The 19,963-nt window shown below is 68.9% G+C and carries 13 protein-coding genes; 7 read left to right on the forward strand and 6 right to left on the reverse strand.

The window, feature by feature from the left end:
- Positions 1-235 precede the first annotated feature (235 nt).
- The gene (locus ABS52_09910; protein ODT03311.1) at positions 236-841 is read left to right on the forward strand and encodes a hypothetical protein; all 606 of its coding nucleotides are present in this window, start codon (positions 236-238) and stop codon (positions 839-841) included.
- A gap of 4 nt (positions 842-845) precedes the next feature.
- On the forward strand, positions 846-2,765 hold the full coding sequence (locus ABS52_09915) for a hypothetical protein (GenBank protein ODT03312.1): 1,920 nt from the start codon (positions 846-848) through the stop codon (positions 2,763-2,765).
- An 11-nt stretch (positions 2,766-2,776) separates the two neighbouring features.
- On the opposite strand, the gene ABS52_09920 is transcribed toward ABS52_09915, so the two are convergent.
- The 3 genes from ABS52_09920 to ABS52_09930 form a co-directional block, all read right to left on the reverse strand.
- The gene (locus tag ABS52_09920; GenBank protein ODT03313.1) at positions 2,777-3,643 is read right to left on the reverse strand and encodes a hypothetical protein; all 867 of its coding nucleotides are present in this window, start codon (positions 3,641-3,643) and stop codon (positions 2,777-2,779) included.
- The gene (locus ABS52_09925) at positions 3,640-4,623 is read right to left on the reverse strand and encodes a hypothetical protein (GenBank protein ODT03314.1); all 984 of its coding nucleotides are present in this window, start codon (positions 4,621-4,623) and stop codon (positions 3,640-3,642) included. The genes ABS52_09920 and ABS52_09925 overlap by 4 nt, the downstream gene beginning before the upstream one ends.
- A gap of 299 nt (positions 4,624-4,922) precedes the next feature.
- Positions 4,923-8,243 carry a hypothetical protein gene (locus ABS52_09930; protein ID ODT03315.1) on the reverse strand — a complete coding sequence of 1,107 codons (3,321 nt, stop codon included), beginning with the start codon at positions 8,241-8,243 and terminating at the stop codon, positions 4,923-4,925.
- A 312-nt stretch (positions 8,244-8,555) separates the two neighbouring features.
- On the opposite strand from ABS52_09930, the gene ABS52_09935 reads away from it, so the two are divergent.
- Positions 8,556-11,879, forward strand: coding sequence for a glycosyl hydrolase (locus ABS52_09935; GenBank protein ODT03333.1), 3,324 nt, complete (start codon positions 8,556-8,558; stop codon positions 11,877-11,879).
- 71 nt (positions 11,880-11,950) lie between these two features.
- On the opposite strand, the gene ABS52_09940 is transcribed toward ABS52_09935, so the two are convergent.
- Both ABS52_09940 and ABS52_09945 read right to left on the reverse strand, forming a co-directional pair.
- On the reverse strand, positions 11,951-12,493 hold the full coding sequence (locus ABS52_09940; GenBank protein ODT03316.1) for a hypothetical protein: 543 nt from the start codon (positions 12,491-12,493) through the stop codon (positions 11,951-11,953).
- A 94-nt stretch (positions 12,494-12,587) separates the two neighbouring features.
- Positions 12,588-13,124 (reverse strand): hypothetical protein, encoded by a 537-nt coding sequence (locus ABS52_09945; protein ID ODT03317.1) that lies wholly within the window; start codon positions 13,122-13,124, stop codon positions 12,588-12,590.
- 107 nt (positions 13,125-13,231) lie between these two features.
- On the opposite strand from ABS52_09945, the gene ABS52_09950 reads away from it, so the two are divergent.
- From ABS52_09950 to ABS52_09965, 4 genes are all read left to right on the forward strand, one after another.
- Positions 13,232-15,019, forward strand: a complete 1,788-nt coding sequence (locus ABS52_09950) for a GMC family oxidoreductase (protein ODT03334.1) — start codon at positions 13,232-13,234, stop codon at positions 15,017-15,019.
- Positions 15,016-15,777, forward strand: a complete 762-nt coding sequence (locus ABS52_09955; GenBank protein ID ODT03318.1) for a hypothetical protein — start codon at positions 15,016-15,018, stop codon at positions 15,775-15,777. The genes ABS52_09950 and ABS52_09955 overlap by 4 nt, the downstream gene beginning before the upstream one ends.
- A gap of 70 nt (positions 15,778-15,847) precedes the next feature.
- Positions 15,848-17,350 (forward strand): hypothetical protein, encoded by a 1,503-nt coding sequence (locus ABS52_09960; protein ID ODT03319.1) that lies wholly within the window; start codon positions 15,848-15,850, stop codon positions 17,348-17,350.
- Between the two features lie 79 nt (positions 17,351-17,429).
- Positions 17,430-18,176, forward strand: a complete 747-nt coding sequence (locus tag ABS52_09965; GenBank protein ID ODT03320.1) for an acyl-phosphate glycerol 3-phosphate acyltransferase — start codon at positions 17,430-17,432, stop codon at positions 18,174-18,176.
- 67 nt (positions 18,177-18,243) lie between these two features.
- Here the strand turns inward: ABS52_09965 and ABS52_09970 are convergent, their stop codons facing one another.
- Positions 18,244-19,938, reverse strand: coding sequence for a hypothetical protein (locus tag ABS52_09970; GenBank protein ODT03321.1), 1,695 nt, complete (start codon positions 19,936-19,938; stop codon positions 18,244-18,246).
- Positions 19,939-19,963: the final 25 nt, after the last annotated feature.

Below are 19,963 nucleotides of genomic sequence, written 5' to 3' on the forward strand. Positions count from 1 at the left end.
CGCGGAGGGCGAATGCGGGGAGCCGCTCCGCAGTGACCGTAATGAAGCGCTCGCCAGGGGATGACGCGTGGGTGCATTCACCCACCCTGCGCGAGTGGGAGGGGGGCGAGGCCGTCGGCGCGCGGTCCGCGAGTGCCAGTGGGACTTCCGCGGGTTGGGTCGGATGACCCACGATAGTCCCCGGCCCCCGGCGCACCTTTCGTAAACCTTCGCCCTGACCGACTTTAGGCCTGCCATGAAGCGAATCCTCATCGTCGAAGACAACGTCGACCTCGCCAGCGGTCTCAAGCGCAACCTCGAGGTCGAAGGGCACAAGGCGGTCGTGGCCGGGACGGCGGCCGACGCCATCGAGACGTGCATGCGCGAGGCCCCCGACCTCCTGGTGCTCGACCTCGGCCTTCCCGACCGCGACGGCTATTACGTGCTGGAGCAGTTGCGCTCCCGCGGGTGCAACGCGCCGGTGCTGATCCTGAGCGCGCGGGGGCTCGAGGCCGACAAGGTGAAGGGGTTCCGCCTGGGGGCCGACGACTACGTCACCAAGCCGTTCGGGGTCGTGGAGCTGATGGCCCGCATCGGCGCCCACCTGCGCCGCGCCGGCGCCGACGACGCCTCGGCGAACGGTGGCGCGTTAGGCGACGACGCGCTGCAGCAGCGCTTTGGGCTCACCGACCGGCAGGTCGAGGTCGCGCGCCTCCTGGCGCAGGGGCTGTCGAACGCCGAGATCGCCGAGACGCTGGGGTTGAGCACGTACACCGCGCGCAACCACACCGAGGCGGTCCTCCTCAAGCTCGGGGCGTCGACGCGGGCACGGGTCGGGGCGATCCTGCGCGGCCAGGCGTGACGGCGTGAGGGCGCGCGAGCGGGTGCAACGCTGGTGGACGCGGGCGATCATCCCCAGCGTCCCCTCGCTCCTGTTCACCGTCCTGCTGGTCGCGATGATGGGGGCCTCCCTCCTCGCGGGGCGGCAGATGGCGCGCAGCCGCGAGAGCCATCGCCGCGCCACCGACGAGGCGCTCACCGAGTACGCGACGTTCGCCGCGCGCCTCTTCGGGGAGCGTGTCTTCGCCGCCAGCAGCTCCGAGCGCACGCGTGCCTCGGCGGCGGTGATGGCGGCGCCGCCGCGCCCGCCCACCACGGTGACGCTCGCGGACTACGCGACCACGGTGCGCGACGTCCTGGCCGGCGACGACTACGACATGGACGGCGACTCGCTGGCCGGCTACTTCCGCCTGGGCAACCAGCGCGGCGCCCGCTTCGAGGCGCTGGGGGCGACGCTCCGCCCCGAGGTGCGGGCGCAGGTGGACAGCGTGCTCGCCGACATCGACCCCTCGTTCCTCGACCGGAACGAGACGACGCAGCGCCACCGCCTCGTGAACGGAGAGCCGATGACGGTCGTGGTCGCGCTCCATCGCGACACCGCCGGCAAGGTCCTCACCTGGTTCGGCTACACCTTCTCGCGCGTCCGGCACTGGAAGGTGAGCGGCGACGCGCTCCTGGCGCGGCAGCCGCTCCTCCCCCCGTCGCTCATCGACCCCAGCTGGCGCTACGACGACCGGTACTCCACCGACTCGCTCATCGCGATCTCGGTCTTCACCCCGCAGGGGCAGGAGCTGTACCGGTCGAAGCGGGCGTTCGCCTCCAACGTCTCGGGAACGTTCGTGTTCCGGACCGTCCCCGGGGGGATCCGGGTGGTGGCGACGTTGCACCCGCGGCTGGTCGAGACGGTGCGCAATCGGTTTCGCGCCAACCAGCGCAACGTGATCGCCTTCACCTACGACCGGGACGGGAACAAGCGCCTCGGCTTCGAGATCCCGATCGAGACCCTCCTCCCCACCCTCACCATCCTGCTCGCCCTCGTGGTGGTGGTGCACCTGTGGCGCGAGCGGTCGCTGGTGCGGGCGCGGCGCGACTTCGTGGCCTCGGTGTCGCACGAGCTGCGCACCCCGCTGGCGCAGATCCGGATGTTCACCGAGACGTTGCAGCTGGGACGCGAGCGCGACGCCGAGGAGCGGCAGCGGTGGCTCAACATCATCTCGCGCGAGGCGCGGCGCCTGGGCGACCTGGTGGAGAACATCCTCCTCTTCTCGCACATCGACGCCGACCGCGCCAAGCTGGAGACGGAGCGCACCGACCTGGGGGAGCTGATCGAGGAGGTGGTGGAGGGGTACGTGCAGATCGCCGAGCAGCGGGGGATGCGCATCCTGGCCGACGCGCCGTCGCGCATCTTTTCCATGGTGGACCCGCGGGCGATGCGGCAGATCATCGTGAACCTCCTCGACAACGCCCTCAAGTACGGCCCGGCGGGGCAGACGGTGAGCCTCGAGCTGGAGCGGATCGGGAGCGTGGCACGCATCACGGTGAGCGACCAGGGGCCGGGGATCCCGGCCGCCGACCGCAAGCGGATGTGGGAGCCGTTCGTGCGCCTGGGGAAGGATGCCGGGACGACGCTGGGGAGCGGGATCGGGCTGGCGGTGGTGCGGGGGCTGGTGGAGCAGCACGGGGCGACGATCGCGCTGCACGACGCGCCCGAGGGCGGGGCGCAGTTCGTCCTCGAGTTCCAGGTGAGCGAGAGCGCGGCGGGGTTGCCGCCGCGGGCGACGGGGGAGTTCCGGGCGCCGCGGCTGTCGGCGAGCGGGACGCTGATTTCGGGGACGCATACGGCGGCGAAGCGGCCGGTGATCCTGTCGCCGGAGAGGTCGGGGGAGTTCGCGGCGGCTGACCCGGGTGACGTGATGAGGCAGGAAGGGGAACGCCCGGCGGAGTAACGCGTCGCGCGCTACTCCGCGACAGGAAAGAAGTCGCGCAGGTCGCTCATGAAGCGCTGGATTGCGTCGAGCGTGGGATGATCACCGTGGGCTCTCGCCTGCTCGACGAGTGAAATCGCGCCCATCGCGTTCACGTCCGCAAAGTGAGTGGAGACGATCCGCGCCGCCTCGCGTACCACGGGATGCTCGCCGTGCTGGCGGGCCAGTGCGTGCACCTCCGCGTGCTCGGCCGGCGACATGCCCGCCCAGATCACATAGAGATCGAACGCGTGGTACTTCTGCTTCGTGTCGTTGGCCTTCTGCAGTCGATCACGCAGGGCGAAGAGCTTCAGGAGCAGGAACGCGAAAGCGTGCGGGATCAGGACATCGACGTCGCCGTCCGAGTCCCCGATGTTGATGCGGTGCGTCGCGTGCGTGAGCGCAAACGCCTCCTCGGTGAGATACGCGTGCAGCCCCGATCCCTTTCTCGGAGAGACGCGCGGCGTGCGGACGTTCACGCGAGGGCGCAGCGATTCCGGAATGGGACCCGACAGGAGGTCGATGCCGATTTCGCGCGGCTGGCCGTGGATCTCGACGGTCCGCATGAACTGGAAGTACTTCGCGTTGGGTCGTGGCGAGTAGCCCAGTGCGTCGATGGCGGTGCGAACGGCCTTCGTCTTGTCGCCGTCCGTGATGACATCGGTGGAGAGAAAGCAGTCGATGTCGCCGGTGCTGCGCGATTGAAGGCGCACCGTCTCCACGGGTTCGGCTCCTCGCCCTGCCATCATGCGTGTGCGCAGCAGGAGTCCGAAGCCTCCGCCGACGGTCAGCGTAATGCCGTCGGCGGCCAGTGCGCGCGCCAACGCCCGCAAATCGTCGAGGAGCGGGTCGGAGGTCATGCGAACTTGAAGGCGAGCAAGTCATCGCGAATCGGTGCCGCCGCTTGCTCGGCGCGCTTGCCCCCCTTCGCCAGTTCCAGGTACACCTGCAGCGGCGACGCCCAGTAGGTGCCATTCGCTAGTACACGACCGAGGTACACCGAGAGATCGTCCGTCTCGACAATCTCCACGTCCGGGAATCGCGCCGATTCGTCCACCGGCACGCCGTCCATCAACGCATTGAGGGACGTGGTATAGATGCGCTGAGCCTGAATGGCCGATGGATAGATCGTGTAGCGCTCCGGTGCGTCGATCGCGTACGCGGGGGCCGAACGCGAGGCCCATTCCTGCAAGCGAGTTCGCAACGCGTCCGGGCTCGACACCTTGCCGCGCAGGACGCGTTGCTCGACCGGCGACCGATAGTTGGCCACGAGGTTGTCGAGCAGACGCGAGGGTTGGATGACCCGAATGGTTCCGCCCTCGCGGACGACAAGCAGCTCCTCCTCCAACGAGGTGAGCACCTTGGAGACGGTCGGGAGGGTCACGCCGGCCGCGTCGCCCAGCTCGTTGGCCATCGCGGTGGCTGACGGGTACTCCCCCTTGAGCATCAACGCTCGGCACACCAGGGCACTCTTGCCGCGATAGATGTTCTTGATCGTCGCGCTCGCGGGAAATCGGTTGGGTGCCCCGCTGCGGATCACGAGCCACCGCCCCGGAACCGTGATCGCCATGTTGCCCGAGAGATCGACGGCGCTGATCCCCTCCTCCGCCAGTCGCTCCAGCAGCTCCGGCTTGAGGTAGGGTGCGACAACCAGCGGGCGTAGGTCTGCCGACGCGCCGAGATAGCGTCGCAACTGCATGATCGCCGCCTCCACCTGCCGAGGCGTCCCGGGGGCCTTGTACTCGACCGCGAAGCGCTCCCCCGATCCACTCCAGCTGAGCGTGACTATGGCGTCGATCTGTGACTGCCCGCCACCGCCCCCCTCCCGGACGGTGCGCACGGTAGGGACGGGCTCCAATCGGACGACGAATGGCGGGATCGGCCACCGAACACCAAGTCCTTCAAGGACTTCGCGCTCATTGGGCACTCGTGATTCTGGCCGTACCGCTGGGGATGACATTGAAGTGCCGCGATCGAGTTTCCTGAAATCGTGCTGTTTCTTGAACAAGAAAATAAGTAATTTCAGGAAATATTGCCAGTTTTGCCAAGTTTCTGGTATAAGAAATGACGCGGAATCAGGAAAGTGCGCGTCCTTACCGAGTAAGGACGCCCGGCCAATTCAGCCGTCCGCGTCCATCCTCACGACGCCCGGGCCAAGGCTCCGTACCGGCCCTCCGCGTCTCGCCCGACCTCGCCCATCAGCTCCAGGGTCTCGAGGTGGCGCTCCACGTTGGGGCGTACTCCCCCGAGAAACGCGCCAACGGCCTCATCGACGGTAAGGGCGCGCTGCGACACGAGGGCGCTCACCGCCGCGAGTTGCTCCACCGCGCTCGCGGGCCATGGCCGGGTGGGCTCGGCAGCGGCAGTGCGGAGGCCACCGGCTTCGAGCTCGTTCGCGCCACTCCGAGCGCCGACCGCCAACTCGGCGGTGGTCGCTAAGCCGGCCGACGCCGCGTCCGGGGCGAATCGCGGGATCTGGTACTCGGGGCGCAGCCACCGGATGATGCCGCGTCTTTCCTCCTCCACGCGTTCGTCGTGGAGGGCGACGAGGCGTTCGAGGATCTCCTCGCGCGGCATGGGCCACGGCCAGCCGTAGGCTTGGGCGACGAGGGCGTCGAGCTCGTCGTGCAGGTCGCGGAGGACGCCGCAGGCGGCGAGCTCGTGGATGGTGCGCTCCTTCGGGGTGAGCGCTTCGCCCGAGCGCAGCTTCTCGACGACGTTGTACATCCCGGTCATGGTGACGCGCTCATCGCGGGCGAGGGCGTCCTTGCGATGGGTGTCGAGGCGCTCGGCGAGGGCGGCGATGCGGGTGCGGAGGTCGTGAGGTGGATCGGGGAAGGGGAAGGGGTCGAAGCAGAGTGACTTGTTGTATCGCGGTCGGTCCTCGAGTTGAGAGCCGGCCGAAAACGACCATTCGAGGTGGATACTCGAGGAGAGAACGCCCAAAAGAAAATCGTCGTCAGCGCCCACTGCGACCAACGTGTCATCGGGCGCCACTCGGGCGTCGATCAAGGTCGCGAGCCGGTGCTTCGACGTGTACGGTACCACGATGAAGCGGCGAAGACCATGCAGTGCGCTTCGTAGCGTCTTCCGAGGTTCTCCGTAGCGCCACCAAAGGTCGCGATATGCCTTTCGTTTATTGTTCCGTCGCTCTGGAAGAACCCGATCGTGGGCAATCTGGTACGCCATCGGAAAAGCTCGAGCTTCTTCGAGAGACATCAGTGCGAAGTCGATCGAAAAAGCTCCTCTGGTCAATTGCGTCACATCACGGGCTGTCAGGAATGGGCGAACGACCAGCTCGTACCCCGGCTCACTGAGCAACCGATAGGCCTCGGCAGGAGTGAGAAGGAACCCACGAGCCTGTGGGCTGAACCCTTGGCTCGCTATACCGGCGTTCGCCAGTAGGGGAGTCGATGCGGCGGACGCGACATTCGCATGTGCTGTCAGGTCGTCATTCAAGCGATCCACCCGAAGGGTTCGGACGACGGCCGCTGCATCGTCAACCTCTACGAGCGTAACTCCGTCATCGCTCACCTTCCCGAGCACCGTAATCGCGACGCGAACCGCGGCCCCTTCCACATCGTCCACCCACGGATGATCTGCGACGGCCCATCGAACGATCGCTCCGGACGCGGCGGCCTTTCGAACGACAGACCGATTCGACGCCTGCGTGATGCTGTTGGTCGTGATGAGACCAGTGCGTTCGACGACTCCTATCGAGACTAGCTGAGCGCACTTGTGCCACCAGTACATCACCAGATCTGCACCTTCAGGAACATCCGCGTACGTCGAACGAAGTGCCTCCACATACCCATCCCCCAGCGCCCCCCGCATCCGTTTGTTCCCGATATACGGCGGATTCCCCACAATGAAATCCGCCTTCGGCCACTCCGCCGGTCTCGCCCCCACATACTCGTAGTACGGGAGCTTGGCCTCCGGATCCGGCACCAGCTCCCCCGTCACCGGATGCCTGACACGCGGCGTCGGGTCGGGACGGTCCTTCTCCGGCCGGTGCACGATCTCGTCCCACGCCAGTACTGCGTCGCGACACTCCAGCGTCCCCGTATCCTCCAGGATCGGCGTCGGCGGCGTGCGGCCACCGTGCGTGTCGCGCCAGAACTGGTGATAGCCGATCCACAACGTCAACTCGGCAATCTCCCGCGCCCACGGCTTGATCTCGATCCCGTGGAACTGACGGGGATGCACCTCGTCGAGTACAAGCCCGCCTTGGCCTTCGGAGAGGCGCTGAATTTCGTTGAGCACCTCCAACTCGATGCGCTTCACGGCCGCCAGCGTCACGTACAGGAAGTTCCCGCTCCCGCACGCCGGATCGAGGAAGTGCAGTGAGCGCAGCCACTCGTGGTACGCGCGCAGCTCGAGTCGGGCTTTCTCGCGGTCCCGCTTCCTCCCCGACGCCTCCAGCTGCAGCACCGCCGCCTGCACGGCAGTCCACCGCTCGCGGAGCGGCTCGAGCACGGTCGGCTCGATCAGGCGCTCGATGTACTCGCGCGGCGTGTACTCTGCCCCGAGTCGATGGCGCTCGGCAGGGTCGAGCGCACGCACCAGCAGCGTCCCGAAGATGCTCGGCTCCACGCGCGACCAGTCGAAGCGTGCCGCCTCGATGAGGAGACTGACCTCCCTCGGCTCCAGCGGGAGCGCCTCGACGAACTGGAAGAAATGCCCATTGAAGCGCGACAGCTGCTCGGCGCCATACATCCCCCCTTCGTCCATCGTCTTCCAGAGAAGAGCCAGGGCGCGCGACACATGGCCGGCCCCCCCGGCGTTGAGCCCGACCTCGAGCGTCCGCTGGAAAATCCCGGTGGGAAGGAGGCCCACGTCTTCGGCGAAGCAGGAGAAGACGCAGCGCATCAGGAAGCGCGCGACGCGTTCCTGGTCGCCGAGGCGATCCTCCAGCGTGGCCGCGAGCTCGGCCAGCTTCCCCGCAATCTCCCTGGTCACGGCCTGCGCGCGTCCGCGCGGATCGCGCACCTCCGGCTGCTCGAAGATGTCGCACAAGAGGGCGATGTCTTCGGGGCGGGTGTGCAGTGTGGCGAGGTTGATGCGCTTGCCGGCCGCGAAGTCACCGTATCGTCCACTCCAGCGATCCCACACCATGAGGTGTCGCGGGAGGTCGAGCACCATCAGATACGGCGGCGGGTTACCAGAAACGTGCGCGACGTAGGTGCGCACCTGGCCGAAGGCGCGCCGCATCCGGTTGTCGTCGGCACTGGCGTGGCCCGTCGCCTTCCCTTCGAGGGCAAAGTGGCCGGCGCGATAGCAGTCGATCCTGTTGTTCGCGAGGTTGCCGTCGCGGTCGATGACGTGGACCGGGTACTCGAAGCGGTAGTCGTCGGTGGGGGGCGTGGGCGCGGTGACGCCGAGCGCCTGGCACAGGTCGAGGATGAACCCCTGCAGCGCCGCCTGCTCGGTCGCCGCCCCTCCCTCCCAACGCCCCATCATCGCTGCAAGCCGACCGGCGATTGCCGCGACGTCCCATTGCCGTGGTGTCATGGCCGGCAAAGTACGGAACGGCCCTGTCGCTGGCGATAGTGGGGCTCTTTCCGGGGGATTTTGCCCGTACCAGGCGGCGGTGGCGGGACCCTCCCGCTTGCGCCTCGTCCCGCGCCTCCGGATCTTGGCGCGTTCGCCTCACCTTCCCGAACCATCCGGAGAACGCTGATGTCCCCCCGCCCTCGCCCGCGCCGTCAGGCGTGGTTTCCGGCCGTGGTCGTCGCCGCCCTGGTGACGCCGCTCGCGGCACTTGGCGCCCAGGTGCGCCCCGCCACTCGCCCCGCAGGGGCGCGTGTCACCGCGACGCAGCCAGCCCCCACCGCGCCCCTCACCTTCGACTCCACGGTCTTCGGCGCGCTCCGCTGGCGCGAGATGGGGCCGGCGCGCGGCGGACGGTCGGTGGCGGTGGCCGGGTCGGTGCAGCGCCCTAACGAGTACTGGATGGGGACCACCGGGGGCGGCGTCTTCAAGACGGTCGACGGGGGGCAGAACTGGAGCGCCGCCAGCGACAAGTACTTCGGCGGGACGATCGGCGCCATCGCCGTCGACCCGCAGGACGCCGACATCGTCTGGGTCGGGGGGGGCGAGACCGACATCCGCGGCAACACCGCCGGCGGCGACGGGCTCTGGAAAACGACCGATGGCGGAAAGAGCTGGACGATGCTCGGCTTCCGCGAGGAGCACATCGCCGCGATCCGCATCCACCCCGCGCACAAGGACGTGGCGTGGCTGGCGGTCTTCGGGAATCCGTTCAAGGCCGGGAGCACGCGCGGCGTCTACAAGACGACCGACGGCGGCAAGAGCTTCACCAAGGTGCTGTTCGTCAACGATTCCACGGGGGCGATCGACATCCAGCTCGATCCGTCGAACCCCGACGTCATCTATGCGGCGACGTGGCAGGCGTACCGCACGTCATGGTCGCTTTCGTCAGGCGGGATGGGGAGCGGGATCTGGAAGTCGACCGACGGCGGCACCACCTGGGTGTCGCTGACGAAGACGGCCCGGGGGCTCCCCACGGGGGTGATCGGGAAGATCGGGCTGGCGGTGTCGCCGGCCAAGCCGAGCCGCGTGTGGGCCGTCATCGAGCACGATTCGGGCGGGGTGTACCGCTCCGACGACGCGGGGGGCTCATGGAGCTACATCAACCGTGACCGCAAGCTGCGGCAGCGCGCCTGGTACTACTCCAACCTGGCCGCCGACCCCAAGGACACCAACGTCGTCTACGCGCTCAACGTGAGCTTCTATCGCTCGCACGACGGCGGGAAGACGTTCCGCGAGTTCATCAACGTGCCGCACGGCGACAACCACGACCTGTGGATCGCCCCCAACGATCCGAAGCGAATGATCGAGGGGAACGACGGCGGCGCCACCGTCAGCACCGACGGCGGGAAGAGCTGGACCGACCAGGAGTTCCCGACGGCGCAGATGTACCACGTCGACACGAGCAACGACTATCCGTACATGATCTGCGGCGCGCAGCAGGACAACTCCACGCTGTGCGGGCCGAGCCGGGGCGAGGGGCGGGTGAACATCTCCGACTGGAAGGACGCCGGCGGCGGCGAGTCGGGGTACGTCACGCCGCACCCCACCAAGCCGGGGATCGTCTTCGCCGGGAGCTACGGCGGGCTCCTCACGCGCAAGGACCTCAAGACCGGCTTCACGCGCGACGTGACGGTGTACCCGATCAACCCGATGGGGTACTCGTCGAAGGACATCAAGGTCCGCTTCCAGTGGACCTTCCCGATCGTCTTCTCGCGCCACAATCCCAACGTGCTGTACGCCGCCGGCTCGCGCCTCTTCCGCTCCACCGATGAAGGGGAGAGCTGGATCGCGGTGTCGCCGGAGCTGGCGCGGCGCGATCCGTCGACGATGGAGGCGTCGGGGGGGCCGATCACCAAGGACCAGACGGGGGTGGAGACCTATGCCCTCATCTTCGCCTTCGACGAGTCCCCGGTGCGGCCGGGGGTGCTGTGGGTGGGGACCGACGACGGCCTGGTCTGGATCTCGCGCAACAACGGCGTGAGCTGGGAGAACGTGACGCCCAGGGACATCGGCGACTTCACCCGCATCAGCATCATCGAGCCCGGGCATTTCGACGCGGGGACGGCGTACGTGGCCGCCAACCGCTACCAGCTGGGCGACAAGTCACCGCTCATCTACAAGACCACCGACTACGGCAAGACGTGGGAGAAGATCGTGAACGGGATCGCCCCCGATCACTTCCTGCGCGTGGTGCGCGAGGACCCGGTGCGGCGCGGGCTCCTGTTCGCGGGGACGGAGCGCGGCGTGTACGTCTCGTTCGACGACGGGCGCAACTGGGCCTCGCTGCGGCGCAACCTCCCGCTGGTCCCGGTGCACGACATCCGCATCAAGGACAACGACGTGATCGCCGCGACGCACGGGCGGTCGTTCTGGGTGATGGACAACATCTCGGCGCTGCGGCAGCTGACGGCGGACGTGCCGGCGAAGGCGGCGCACTTCTTCAGGCCTAACGACACCTATCGCAGCGACTTCGGCGGCGGCTTCTTCGCCCAGCTCATGGAGATGATGGGTGGCGGCGGCGGGGTCGGCGCCAACCCGCCGGGCGGGGCGCTGATGCAGTACTACCTCAAGGAGCCCAACCAGAAGGTGACGTTCGAGTTCCTCGATGCGGCCGGGAAGGCGATCGCCGCCTTCACCAGCGACCAGGACCCGGAGACGGCGGCCGACTCGCTGCGCGTGGAGGCGATGAAGGCGGCGGCCATCGACTCGATGGTGAACAAGGCCGGCTTCACGCGCGACTCGGCCACCAAGGTCGCCACCGCCCGCTTCAGCGATCCGCGGGCGATGATGCAGATGGTCGACCTGGAGGAGCTCTTCTCCCGCCCGCCGCGCCCGGCCCGGGTGCCGAACAAGGCGGGGATGAACAGCTTCGCCTGGAACATGCGCTATCCCGACGCCGTGCGCTTCGACGGGTTGATCATGTGGGCCGCGGGGACGACGGGGCCGGTGGCGCCGCCGGGGACGTACCGCGTGCGGATGACCGTGGGGGGCGAGGCGCAGTCGCACACCTTCCGCCTGCTGAAGGATCCGCGCTCCGACGCCACGGATGCCGATCTCCAGGCGCAATTCAGGATGCTGATCGCCATCCGCGACAAGACCACCGAGGCCAACAACGCGGTGCGCCTGGTGCGCAACATGCGGTGGCAGGTGGGCGATCGCGCCCCGAAGCTGACCGGGGCGGCGGCGCAGGAGTTCAAGCAGCTGTCGGACGAGATGATGGGTGACATGTCGGCCGGCGAGCAGGAGGTGTACCAGGTCAAGAACCAGAGCTCGCAGGACCCGCTCAACTACCCCATCAAGCTGAACAACCAGATCGCGGCGCTGGCCGGCGTGGTGGGGCAGGGGGAGTATCGTCCGACCAAGCAGGCGCTGGAGGCCTTCACCACGCTGAGCAAGGCGCTCGACGAGCAGGTGGCGGCGATCAGCAAGGGGATGAACAGCCGGTTGCCGCGGCTGAACGCGATCCTGAAGGCGGCGGGGCTCCCGGAGCTCAAACCGTCGACGGAGGAGATCAAGCGCGACAGGCCGAATGTCGTCTCGTAGAAGACGAGAAGACGAGAAGACGAGAAGACGAGAAGACGAGAGACGGCGCCGCGAGGCGCCGTTCTCCGTCCCTATCTCACCCGCAGCAGCAGCGGGATCCTGATCTCGTTGGGCCCGCCGATGGGCGGCGTGGTCCCCGAGGCTTCGCCGCCTCGCTCGATCGCGATCACCGCGGCGGCGAGCGCCAGCCCGCCGACCACGATCGACGTGATCGTCGTCCGCTTCCGGTCCAGCGTGCGCAGCTCCACCTGCTGCACCTCGCTGCGGGCCAGGGGGAGCGGCTGGCGGAAGGTGATGGAGCGCGCCCCCGCGTCGGGGACGGTCGCGGTGGGGACGGAGACGACGATGCTGTCGGCGCTGACGCTGGTCACCGTCCCGCTGACCGAGAAGTCCTGCAGGAGTCGCCGCTCGTTGTTGGCGCCGTTGCGCAGGCGATCGACGGCGACCGCCGTCAGCTGCAGCCGCACCTCCTGCTCGGGGGCGACGCGGGCCGGCGTGACCGGCCGGTAGCTGTAGCAGCCGACGGAGGCCAGCGACAGGACGGCCAGCGCCAGCGCCGGCGGGACGAACGCGCGTGCGGCGGACGAGCGGGAGCGCGAGAGGGACGTCGACATCGATCGGGGGGAGGGGAATGACGGCCGGCGGCGGCCGCGTGTGCCGAGGGTACTCGTCGAAGATGGAGGGCGGGATGGCCCCCTGCCATCCCTGCTACCCCGAGGCGCGCTCGGCGATCTGGCGCGCATGGTGCCGCGTGTGCACGGTCGCGAATCGCATCGTCGTCGCGGCATCGAGCCCGCCGAAGATGTGGTGTGTCAGGTGTATGGGTCGGTCGTCCCAGTGCCGAACGATCGACGCTTCGGCGTTCCTGGCCGACGTGGCGAGCGCCGACAACAGCTGCTCGCGGTCGAAGGGGCCATCGCCAGGGCGGATCTCGCGCGTCGCCCTGGCCCCCTCGGGAAGCTTCCCCGTCTTCAGGATGCGCGGGAGGATGCGCCAGCGCAGGAAGGTGCGTAGCAGCCACGACGTCCGGACCTTCACCCCCGACCCGCCGGCCAACTCGTTCTGCGCGACTGCATACGTCAGGCGCAGGTGCTCGGCGATCTGCGCCGGCGACCACTTCCCGCGGGCGACGGGGCGCTCCCACTCGCGCTCGGGGACGGCGCGTGCCGTGGCGAGGAATTCCTGCACGGCTGCCTGATGCTCGGCGGCGGCGTGGGTGGCGTCGCGCTTCGGCGTGTGGGACATCGGGCGAAACTATCCGGGGAAGGGGGTGGCGGCTACCGCGCCTCGCCAACCCCGCCCCCGCGCGTAGATTGGCTCCCGACCTTCACCGGAGCGTACGCCGGGTGTTCCTGCAGAATCCGAAGTCGCAGACCGCCTACGACGTCATCGTCGTCGGTTCGGGGGCCGGGGGCGGGATGGCGGCCTACCAGCTGGGCGTGGCGGGGCTCAAGGTCCTGGTCCTGGAGGCCGGGCGCCGCTACGACCCGCAGGCCGAGACGCCGATGTTCAACCTCCCGCGGCAGGCGCCGCTGCGCGGGGCGGGGTCGAGGGAGAAGCCCTTCGGTTTCTACGACGCCACGGTGGACGGGGGGTGGGAGGTCCCGGGCGAGCCGTACACGACGGCGCCGGGCTCGGACTTCATGTGGTGGCGCGCCCGCATGCTGGGCGGGCGCACGAACCACTGGGGGCGCATCTCGCTCCGCATGGGGGAGTACGATTTCAAGCCGAGGACGCGCGACGGGCTCGGCGCCGACTGGCCCATCTCCTACGCCGACCTGGCACCGTACTACGACAAGACGGAGATGCTGATCGGCGTCTACGGGGGCGACGACGACCTGGAGAACACGCCGCGGTCATCGCCCGGCGTGCTGATGCCGCCGCCCAAGCCGCGCGCCACCGAGCTGCTGGCCAGGAAGGCCTGCGACCCGTTAGGCATCCCGGTGATCCCGGCGCACCTGGCCATCATGACGCAGCGCCAGGATGCCGACACGCTCCCGAAGAAGATCCACCCTGACAACGCGCTGGCGCAGCGCGTCCTGGCCGAGTCGATGCGGCAGCGCCAGGCCTGCCTGTGGGCGACGCCGTGCGGGCGCGGGTGCTCGGTGCGCGCCAACTTCCAGTCGACGACGGTGCTCCTCCCGCCGGCGCTGGCCACGGGGAACGTGGACATCATCGCCGACGCGATGGTGCGCGAGGTGACGGTGGACGCATCAGGCAAGGCGACGGGAGTCTCGTACATCGACAAGCGGACGCGCACCGATCACCGGGTGCAGGCGCGGGTGGTGGTGCTCGCCGCCAGCGCCGCCGAGACGGCGCGCATCCTCCTCAACTCGCGCTCGAGCCAGTTCCCCAACGGGCTCGCCAACTCGAGCGGGTTGGTGGGGAAGTACCTGATGGACACCGTGGGCGCGGGAATCGGCGGCCAGATCCCGGCGCTGGAGAACCTGCCGCCGCACAACCAGGACGGCGCGAACGGGATGCACATGTACATGCCGTGGTGGCTGTACAAGGAGCAGAAGCGCGGGAAGCTGGGTTTCGCGCGCGGCTACCACATCGAGTTCGGCGGCGGACGCAGCATGCCGGAGTCGGGCGCATTCGGCGGTTTGGGGAACCTTACCGAGGGGGCCTACGGCAAGCGGTTCAAGGAGGCGGCACGCCGCTACTATGGTTCGTGGATGTGGTTCGACGGCCGTGGCGAGATGATCCCCAACGAGGACTGCTACTGCGAGCTGGACCCGGACGTGGTGGACCAGTGGGGGATCCCGGTGCTGCGCTTCCACTGGAAGTTCAGCGAACACGAGACGCGCCAGGCGGCGCACATGGTGAAGACCTTCGCCGGGATCATCGAGGGGATGGGGGGGAAGGTGAACGGGAAGGTGGAGACGGATGGGGCGAAGGTGATCGCGAAGGGGGGACAGATCATCCACGAGGTCGGGACGTGCCGCATGGGGACGAGGGCGCGCGACTCGGTGCTGAACGAGTGGTGCCAGTCGTGGGACGTGCAGAACCTCTTCGTCACGGACGGGGCGCCCTTCGTGTCCAACGCGGACAAGAACCCGACGCTTTCGATTCTCGCGTTGGCGTGGCGGACGTGCGATCACATCGTCGAGCAACTGAAGACGCGGAGCATCGGATGAGCGACACGAGGCGGGAGACGGTGCCGGAAGTTCTCGACACGGAGGGGACGGAGGTTCACGGGGGGCACGGGGGGGAGTCGCGGCGGGGGGGGATGGGGCGGCGGGCGGCGCTCAAGGTGCTGGCGACGACGGCGGTGGCGCTGCCAGTGGTTGGAGGTGTCGCGGCGTGCGCGCCGGGGGAGAAGGGGGCGTCGGGCGCCGGCGGAGGTGGAGCGGCGCGTTCGGGTGGGGCGCCGACAGTTGGCCCTCGGGGGACGCCGAGCGATCCGGACCTGCTCAACCCGAAGGTCACGTGGGAGATGAAGCTCACGGCGGCGGAGCTGACGACGCTGACGGCGCTGTGCGACATGATCATCCCCGCCGACGAGAAGTCGCCCTCGGCGTCGGCGGTGGGGGTGCCGTCGTACATCAACGAGTACGTCAGCGCGCCGTCGGAGTGGTACCAGAAGGCGCTGGTGCAGGTGCGCGGAGGGCTGCTCTGGCTCGATGTCGAGAGCGCGAAGCGCTTCGGGAAGGCGTTCCACGAGGCCACCGACGCCCAGCGCACCGCCATCTGCGACGACATCTGCTATGCCGAGAAGGCGAAGCCGGGGTACCGGCAGGCGGCGAGGTTCTTCGACCGGGTGCGCAGCCTCACGGCCGAGGGGTTCTACACCACCGACGAGGGGATGAAGGACATCGGTTACGTGGGGAACGTGGCGCTGCCGACGTTCGACGGACCGCCGCCGGAAGTACTGAAGCACCTGGGGCTGGCGTGAGCCGCCGGCGCCGACCACGCACGACACCATGACGATGGAGCCTTGCATGATGGATGCTTGCAGCTGGGCGATGGGTGCGCGCACCGACGCCGGTGTGCGCAACGCGTTGACCGTGGCCGCGGTCGCCCTCGCGGCCACCGCGTTGGCGGCACTCCCGCGCGCGGCGCACGCGCAGATACCGGTGGCCGAGTACGCCGCACGCCGCGCCGCGCTCGCGGCCCGCATCGACAGCGGCGTGGTCCTCGCCTTCGGGCGGCGCGAGCCGGTCAATCACTGGCCGCCGTTCTACCAGGCGCCGCACTTTCGCTATCTCACCGGCTTTCTCGAGTCCAACGCCGCGTTCGTCATGGTCAAGCGCGGCGGCACGGTGACGTCCACGCTCTTCGTCGAGAAGCCCAATGCGCGCACGGCGCTCTACCTGGGCGATCGCAAGACCCCCGCCGAGGTCGCGAACGACCTGGGGCTCCAGGCGCGCTACACCGACGAGCTGCAACACGTGGCCGACTCGCTGGCCAGGACCGGGCTTCCCGTGTACGCCATCTCCGACGCGCAGTCGGCGGAGTTCGAGGGGCGCGACACGCTCTCGTTCGGGCGCAACTTCGTCGCCGAGCTCGCGCTGCGGAATCGTGGGGTCAAGGTCGCCGACCTCACGCGCGCGGTCGAGCAGCTGCGGGCGAGGAAGAGCGGCGCCGAGCTCGCGATCATCAAGAAGGCCGCCGAGATCTCGGCCCGGGCGCACGAAGAGGTGATGCGCACCATCCGCCCGGGGATGAAGGAGAGCGAGATCCAGGCGGTGATGGAGGCGACGTATCGCAAGCTGGGCGCCGACGGCCCCGGATACACGTCGATCGTTGGGGCTGGCGGCAACTCCACCGTCCTCCACTGGCCGGCGTCGTTCCGCGAGGCCAAGGCGGGCGAGGTGGTCCTCATGGACGTCGCCGCCTACTACGACGGCTACTCGGCCGACGTGACGCGCACCCTCCCGGTGGACGGGAGCTACACGCCGGAAGCACGTACCGTGTACCAGATCGTCCTCGACGCGCAGAAGGCCGCCGAGCGGCAGATCAAGCCGGGGGTGGCGCGCAACGTCCCCACCGACTCGGCGTACGTCGTCCTCAAGGCGGGGCTGGCGAGGCTCGACCTCATCGAGTCGCCGACCGCGTCGTTCGATCCGCCCCCGGGGCTCTGCCCGGGGACGTGGGCGAATGCCGACGGGACCTGCCCGCAGTGGTACCTGTACGTCTACCACGGCTTCATTCACGGCATCGGGCTCGACGTGCACGACCCGGGGCAGTTCAGCAACGTCCCGCCGTTCCGGTTCCAGGACGGCGACGCCTTCACGATCGAGCCGGGGATCTACGTGCGCGACAACGTCTTCAAGGACCTCCCGGACACGCCGCGCAACCGGGCGATGATCGCCCACGCGAAGGCGGCGGCGGTGAAGTACCGCAACACCGGCGTGCGCATCGAGGACGACTACGTGCTGGAGAACGGGAAGCTGGTGCGCATTTCGCTCGTGCCCCGGGAGATCGACGAGATCGAGGCGCTTCGGCGAAAGGCGGTGGTGCAGTAGGGGCCGGCCGCGCGGGCCGTTGCTGTCGCCGGGGGACGACGTGGGTCCGGGCATGCGCCGGGGCGGTTAGGTTTCCCGCATGGCACAGCTCCTCAATGCGTGGGCGTGGGTCGAGACGGTCGCGCTCGTGATCATCGGCACCCCGGTCGCCTTCCTCGTCTTCATCGCCACCGCCCCGTTCGACAAGGGGCGCTATGCCGCCGGGCGCTTCCTGCGCGTGCTCGGCGTGCTCTCGGTCAAGCTCAACCCGCTCTGGAAGTTCGAGGTCGCGGGGGAGGTGATCCGCGATCCGCGCCGGCCGTACGTCGCCGTCTCCAACCACGAATCGTACGCCGACATCTTCCTGATCTCCCACCTGCCGTGGGAGATGAAGTGGATGTCGAAGGAGACGATGTTCAGGATTCCCTGCTTCGGCTGGATGATGCGCATGGCCGGCGACATCGAGGTGCGGCGTGGCGAGCGTTCCAGCGTGGTGCAGGCGATGCAGCTGGCACGCGATCGCCTGGCCAAGCGCGTGAGCGTGATGATCTTTCCCGAGGGGACGCGTTCGCGCGATGGCGAGCTCCTCCCGTTCAAGGATGGCGCCTTCCGCCTGGCGATCGAGACCCAGGCGCCGATCCTCCCGATCGTCGTGGCCGGGACGCGCGACTGCATGGCGAAGGGGACGTTTCGTTTCCAGTCCGCGCGCGCCCGGGTCAAGGTGCTGACGCCGATCGAGACGGCGGGGATGACGATGGACGACGTGCCGTCGCTGCGCGAGCGGACGCGCACGCTGATCGCCGATGCCCGGCGTACCCTCGTGCAGGAGATGCAGGGCGCACGCTGATCCACGAACGACGACGCGCGGGAAGAGGGGTGCCCCCTCCCGCGCGCCTCACCTGCGCGACGTCGCCTTACTGCACCATCCCGCTGGCCGCCATCGCCGCCTTCACCGCCGTGTAGGCGTTGACCACGCCGCCGGTGCGCGAGAGGTCGCCGAAGCGCACCTTCTCTCCCGACTGCGACCCGGGCCGCACGACCATGGTGCCGGAGTAGTCGGTCGCCGACTCGAGGATGATCCGCTTGACGTCGGCTGCCGTGAGCTTGGGGAAGTAGCTCATGAGGAGGGCGGCCAGGCCGGAGACCACCGGTGCCGCCATGCTGGTCCCGCTCTCGCGCGCGTAGCGGCCGCCGGGGATGGTCGAGAGGATGTCGACCCCGGGAGCGAAGACGTCCACCTGCGCCTTTCCGTAGTTGGTGAAGCCGGCCGCGAGCTTCTCGCCCCCTTGCCAGGCCGCTGCCCCGACCTCGATCCAGTTGGCGGCACGCCCGCCGCCGGCGTATTCCGGCGTCGGGTAGCTGGCCTCCGTCGCCAGGTCCTTGCTGTCATTGCCGGCGGCGTGCACGAGGAGGACGCCGCGCGAGTCGGCGTACTTCACCGCCTCGTCCACCGCCCCCTTGTCGGGGGAGAAGTCCTTCCCGAAGCTCATGTTGATGACCTGGGCCCCGTTGTCCACGGCATAGCGGATGGCGTTGGCCACGTCCTTGTCGTGCTCGTCGCCGTTAGGCACGGCGCGCACGACCATCAGCTTCACGGCGCTGGCGATCCCGTCGATGCTCCCCGCGTCGTTCCCCCGCACGGCGCCGATGATCCCGGCGACGTGCGTCCCGTGCTTGGCGTCCGGCCCGGTGACGTCACGGTTGCCGTAGTGGCGCTCGGCCACGTTCCTCGGGTCGTCGCCCACGATGGTCCGCGGGTTGAAGTCGGTGTTGAGCCCGTAGTCGAGGCGCCCCTCGAGGTCCGTCTTGGCGTCGGAGATGGCTTCGCCCGTGATCCCGCTCGCCGCCATGCGGAGATACAGGTCGCGCGCCGCCCGCACACTGTCGGCCGCGGGCTGGAGCGCGGTCACACGGGCCGCGTTGAGCGAATCGGGGGGGATCTCGTGCCCGAGGATGCGCGTCACGCGGGCGTACATCCCGTCCATCATTTGCACCTGCTGCGACAGCTGCTGGTACTCGGTGCGCTTGGCGGCGAACTCCTTGGCGATCGCCTCGCAGCGTGCGCGCCCCTCGGGATCGGCCGGCATCGGCGGCTGCTGCGTGCAGCGCACCTGCTCACGCGTGAGCTCGAGCGTGTCCCAGTTGACGTTCTCCCCGTTGGCCCCGCCCAGGAAGTTCCAGCCGTACGTATCGTCGACGTAGCCGTTGCCGTCGTCGTCCTTGCGGTTGCCTGCCACCTCACGCGGGTTGTGCCAGAGGTTGGCGCGCAGGTCGACATGCGCCGTGTCGACGCCGCCGTCGATGACGGCGACCACCACGGTGCGCGCGGGCTTGCGCCCCGCCAGGAGCTCCTGCTCCGCGCGTCGCGCACTGATCCCGGGCACTCGGTCGGCCGAGGCGTCGAGGAGCTGCCAGTCGGCGGGCGCCTCGGTGAGCGCGGGCGCCGGGGGCGGTGTCGGCACGGAGGCCGCGGCGGGCGAGGGCGCGGTCGCCGGTGCGCTCGCTGGTGCGCTCGCGGCAGGGGCAGGCGCCGTGGCGACGGGAGCGGTACGGGGCGAGGCGCACGCCCCCATGGCGACGAGTGCGAGTGAGGCCAGGCGGATCTGCATGACGTTCGGGACGGATGGATGGCGG

The sequence above is a fragment of the Gemmatimonadetes bacterium SCN 70-22 genome (genome assembly GCA_001724275.1).
Lineage (GTDB): Bacteria > Gemmatimonadota > Gemmatimonadetes > Gemmatimonadales > Gemmatimonadaceae > SCN-70-22.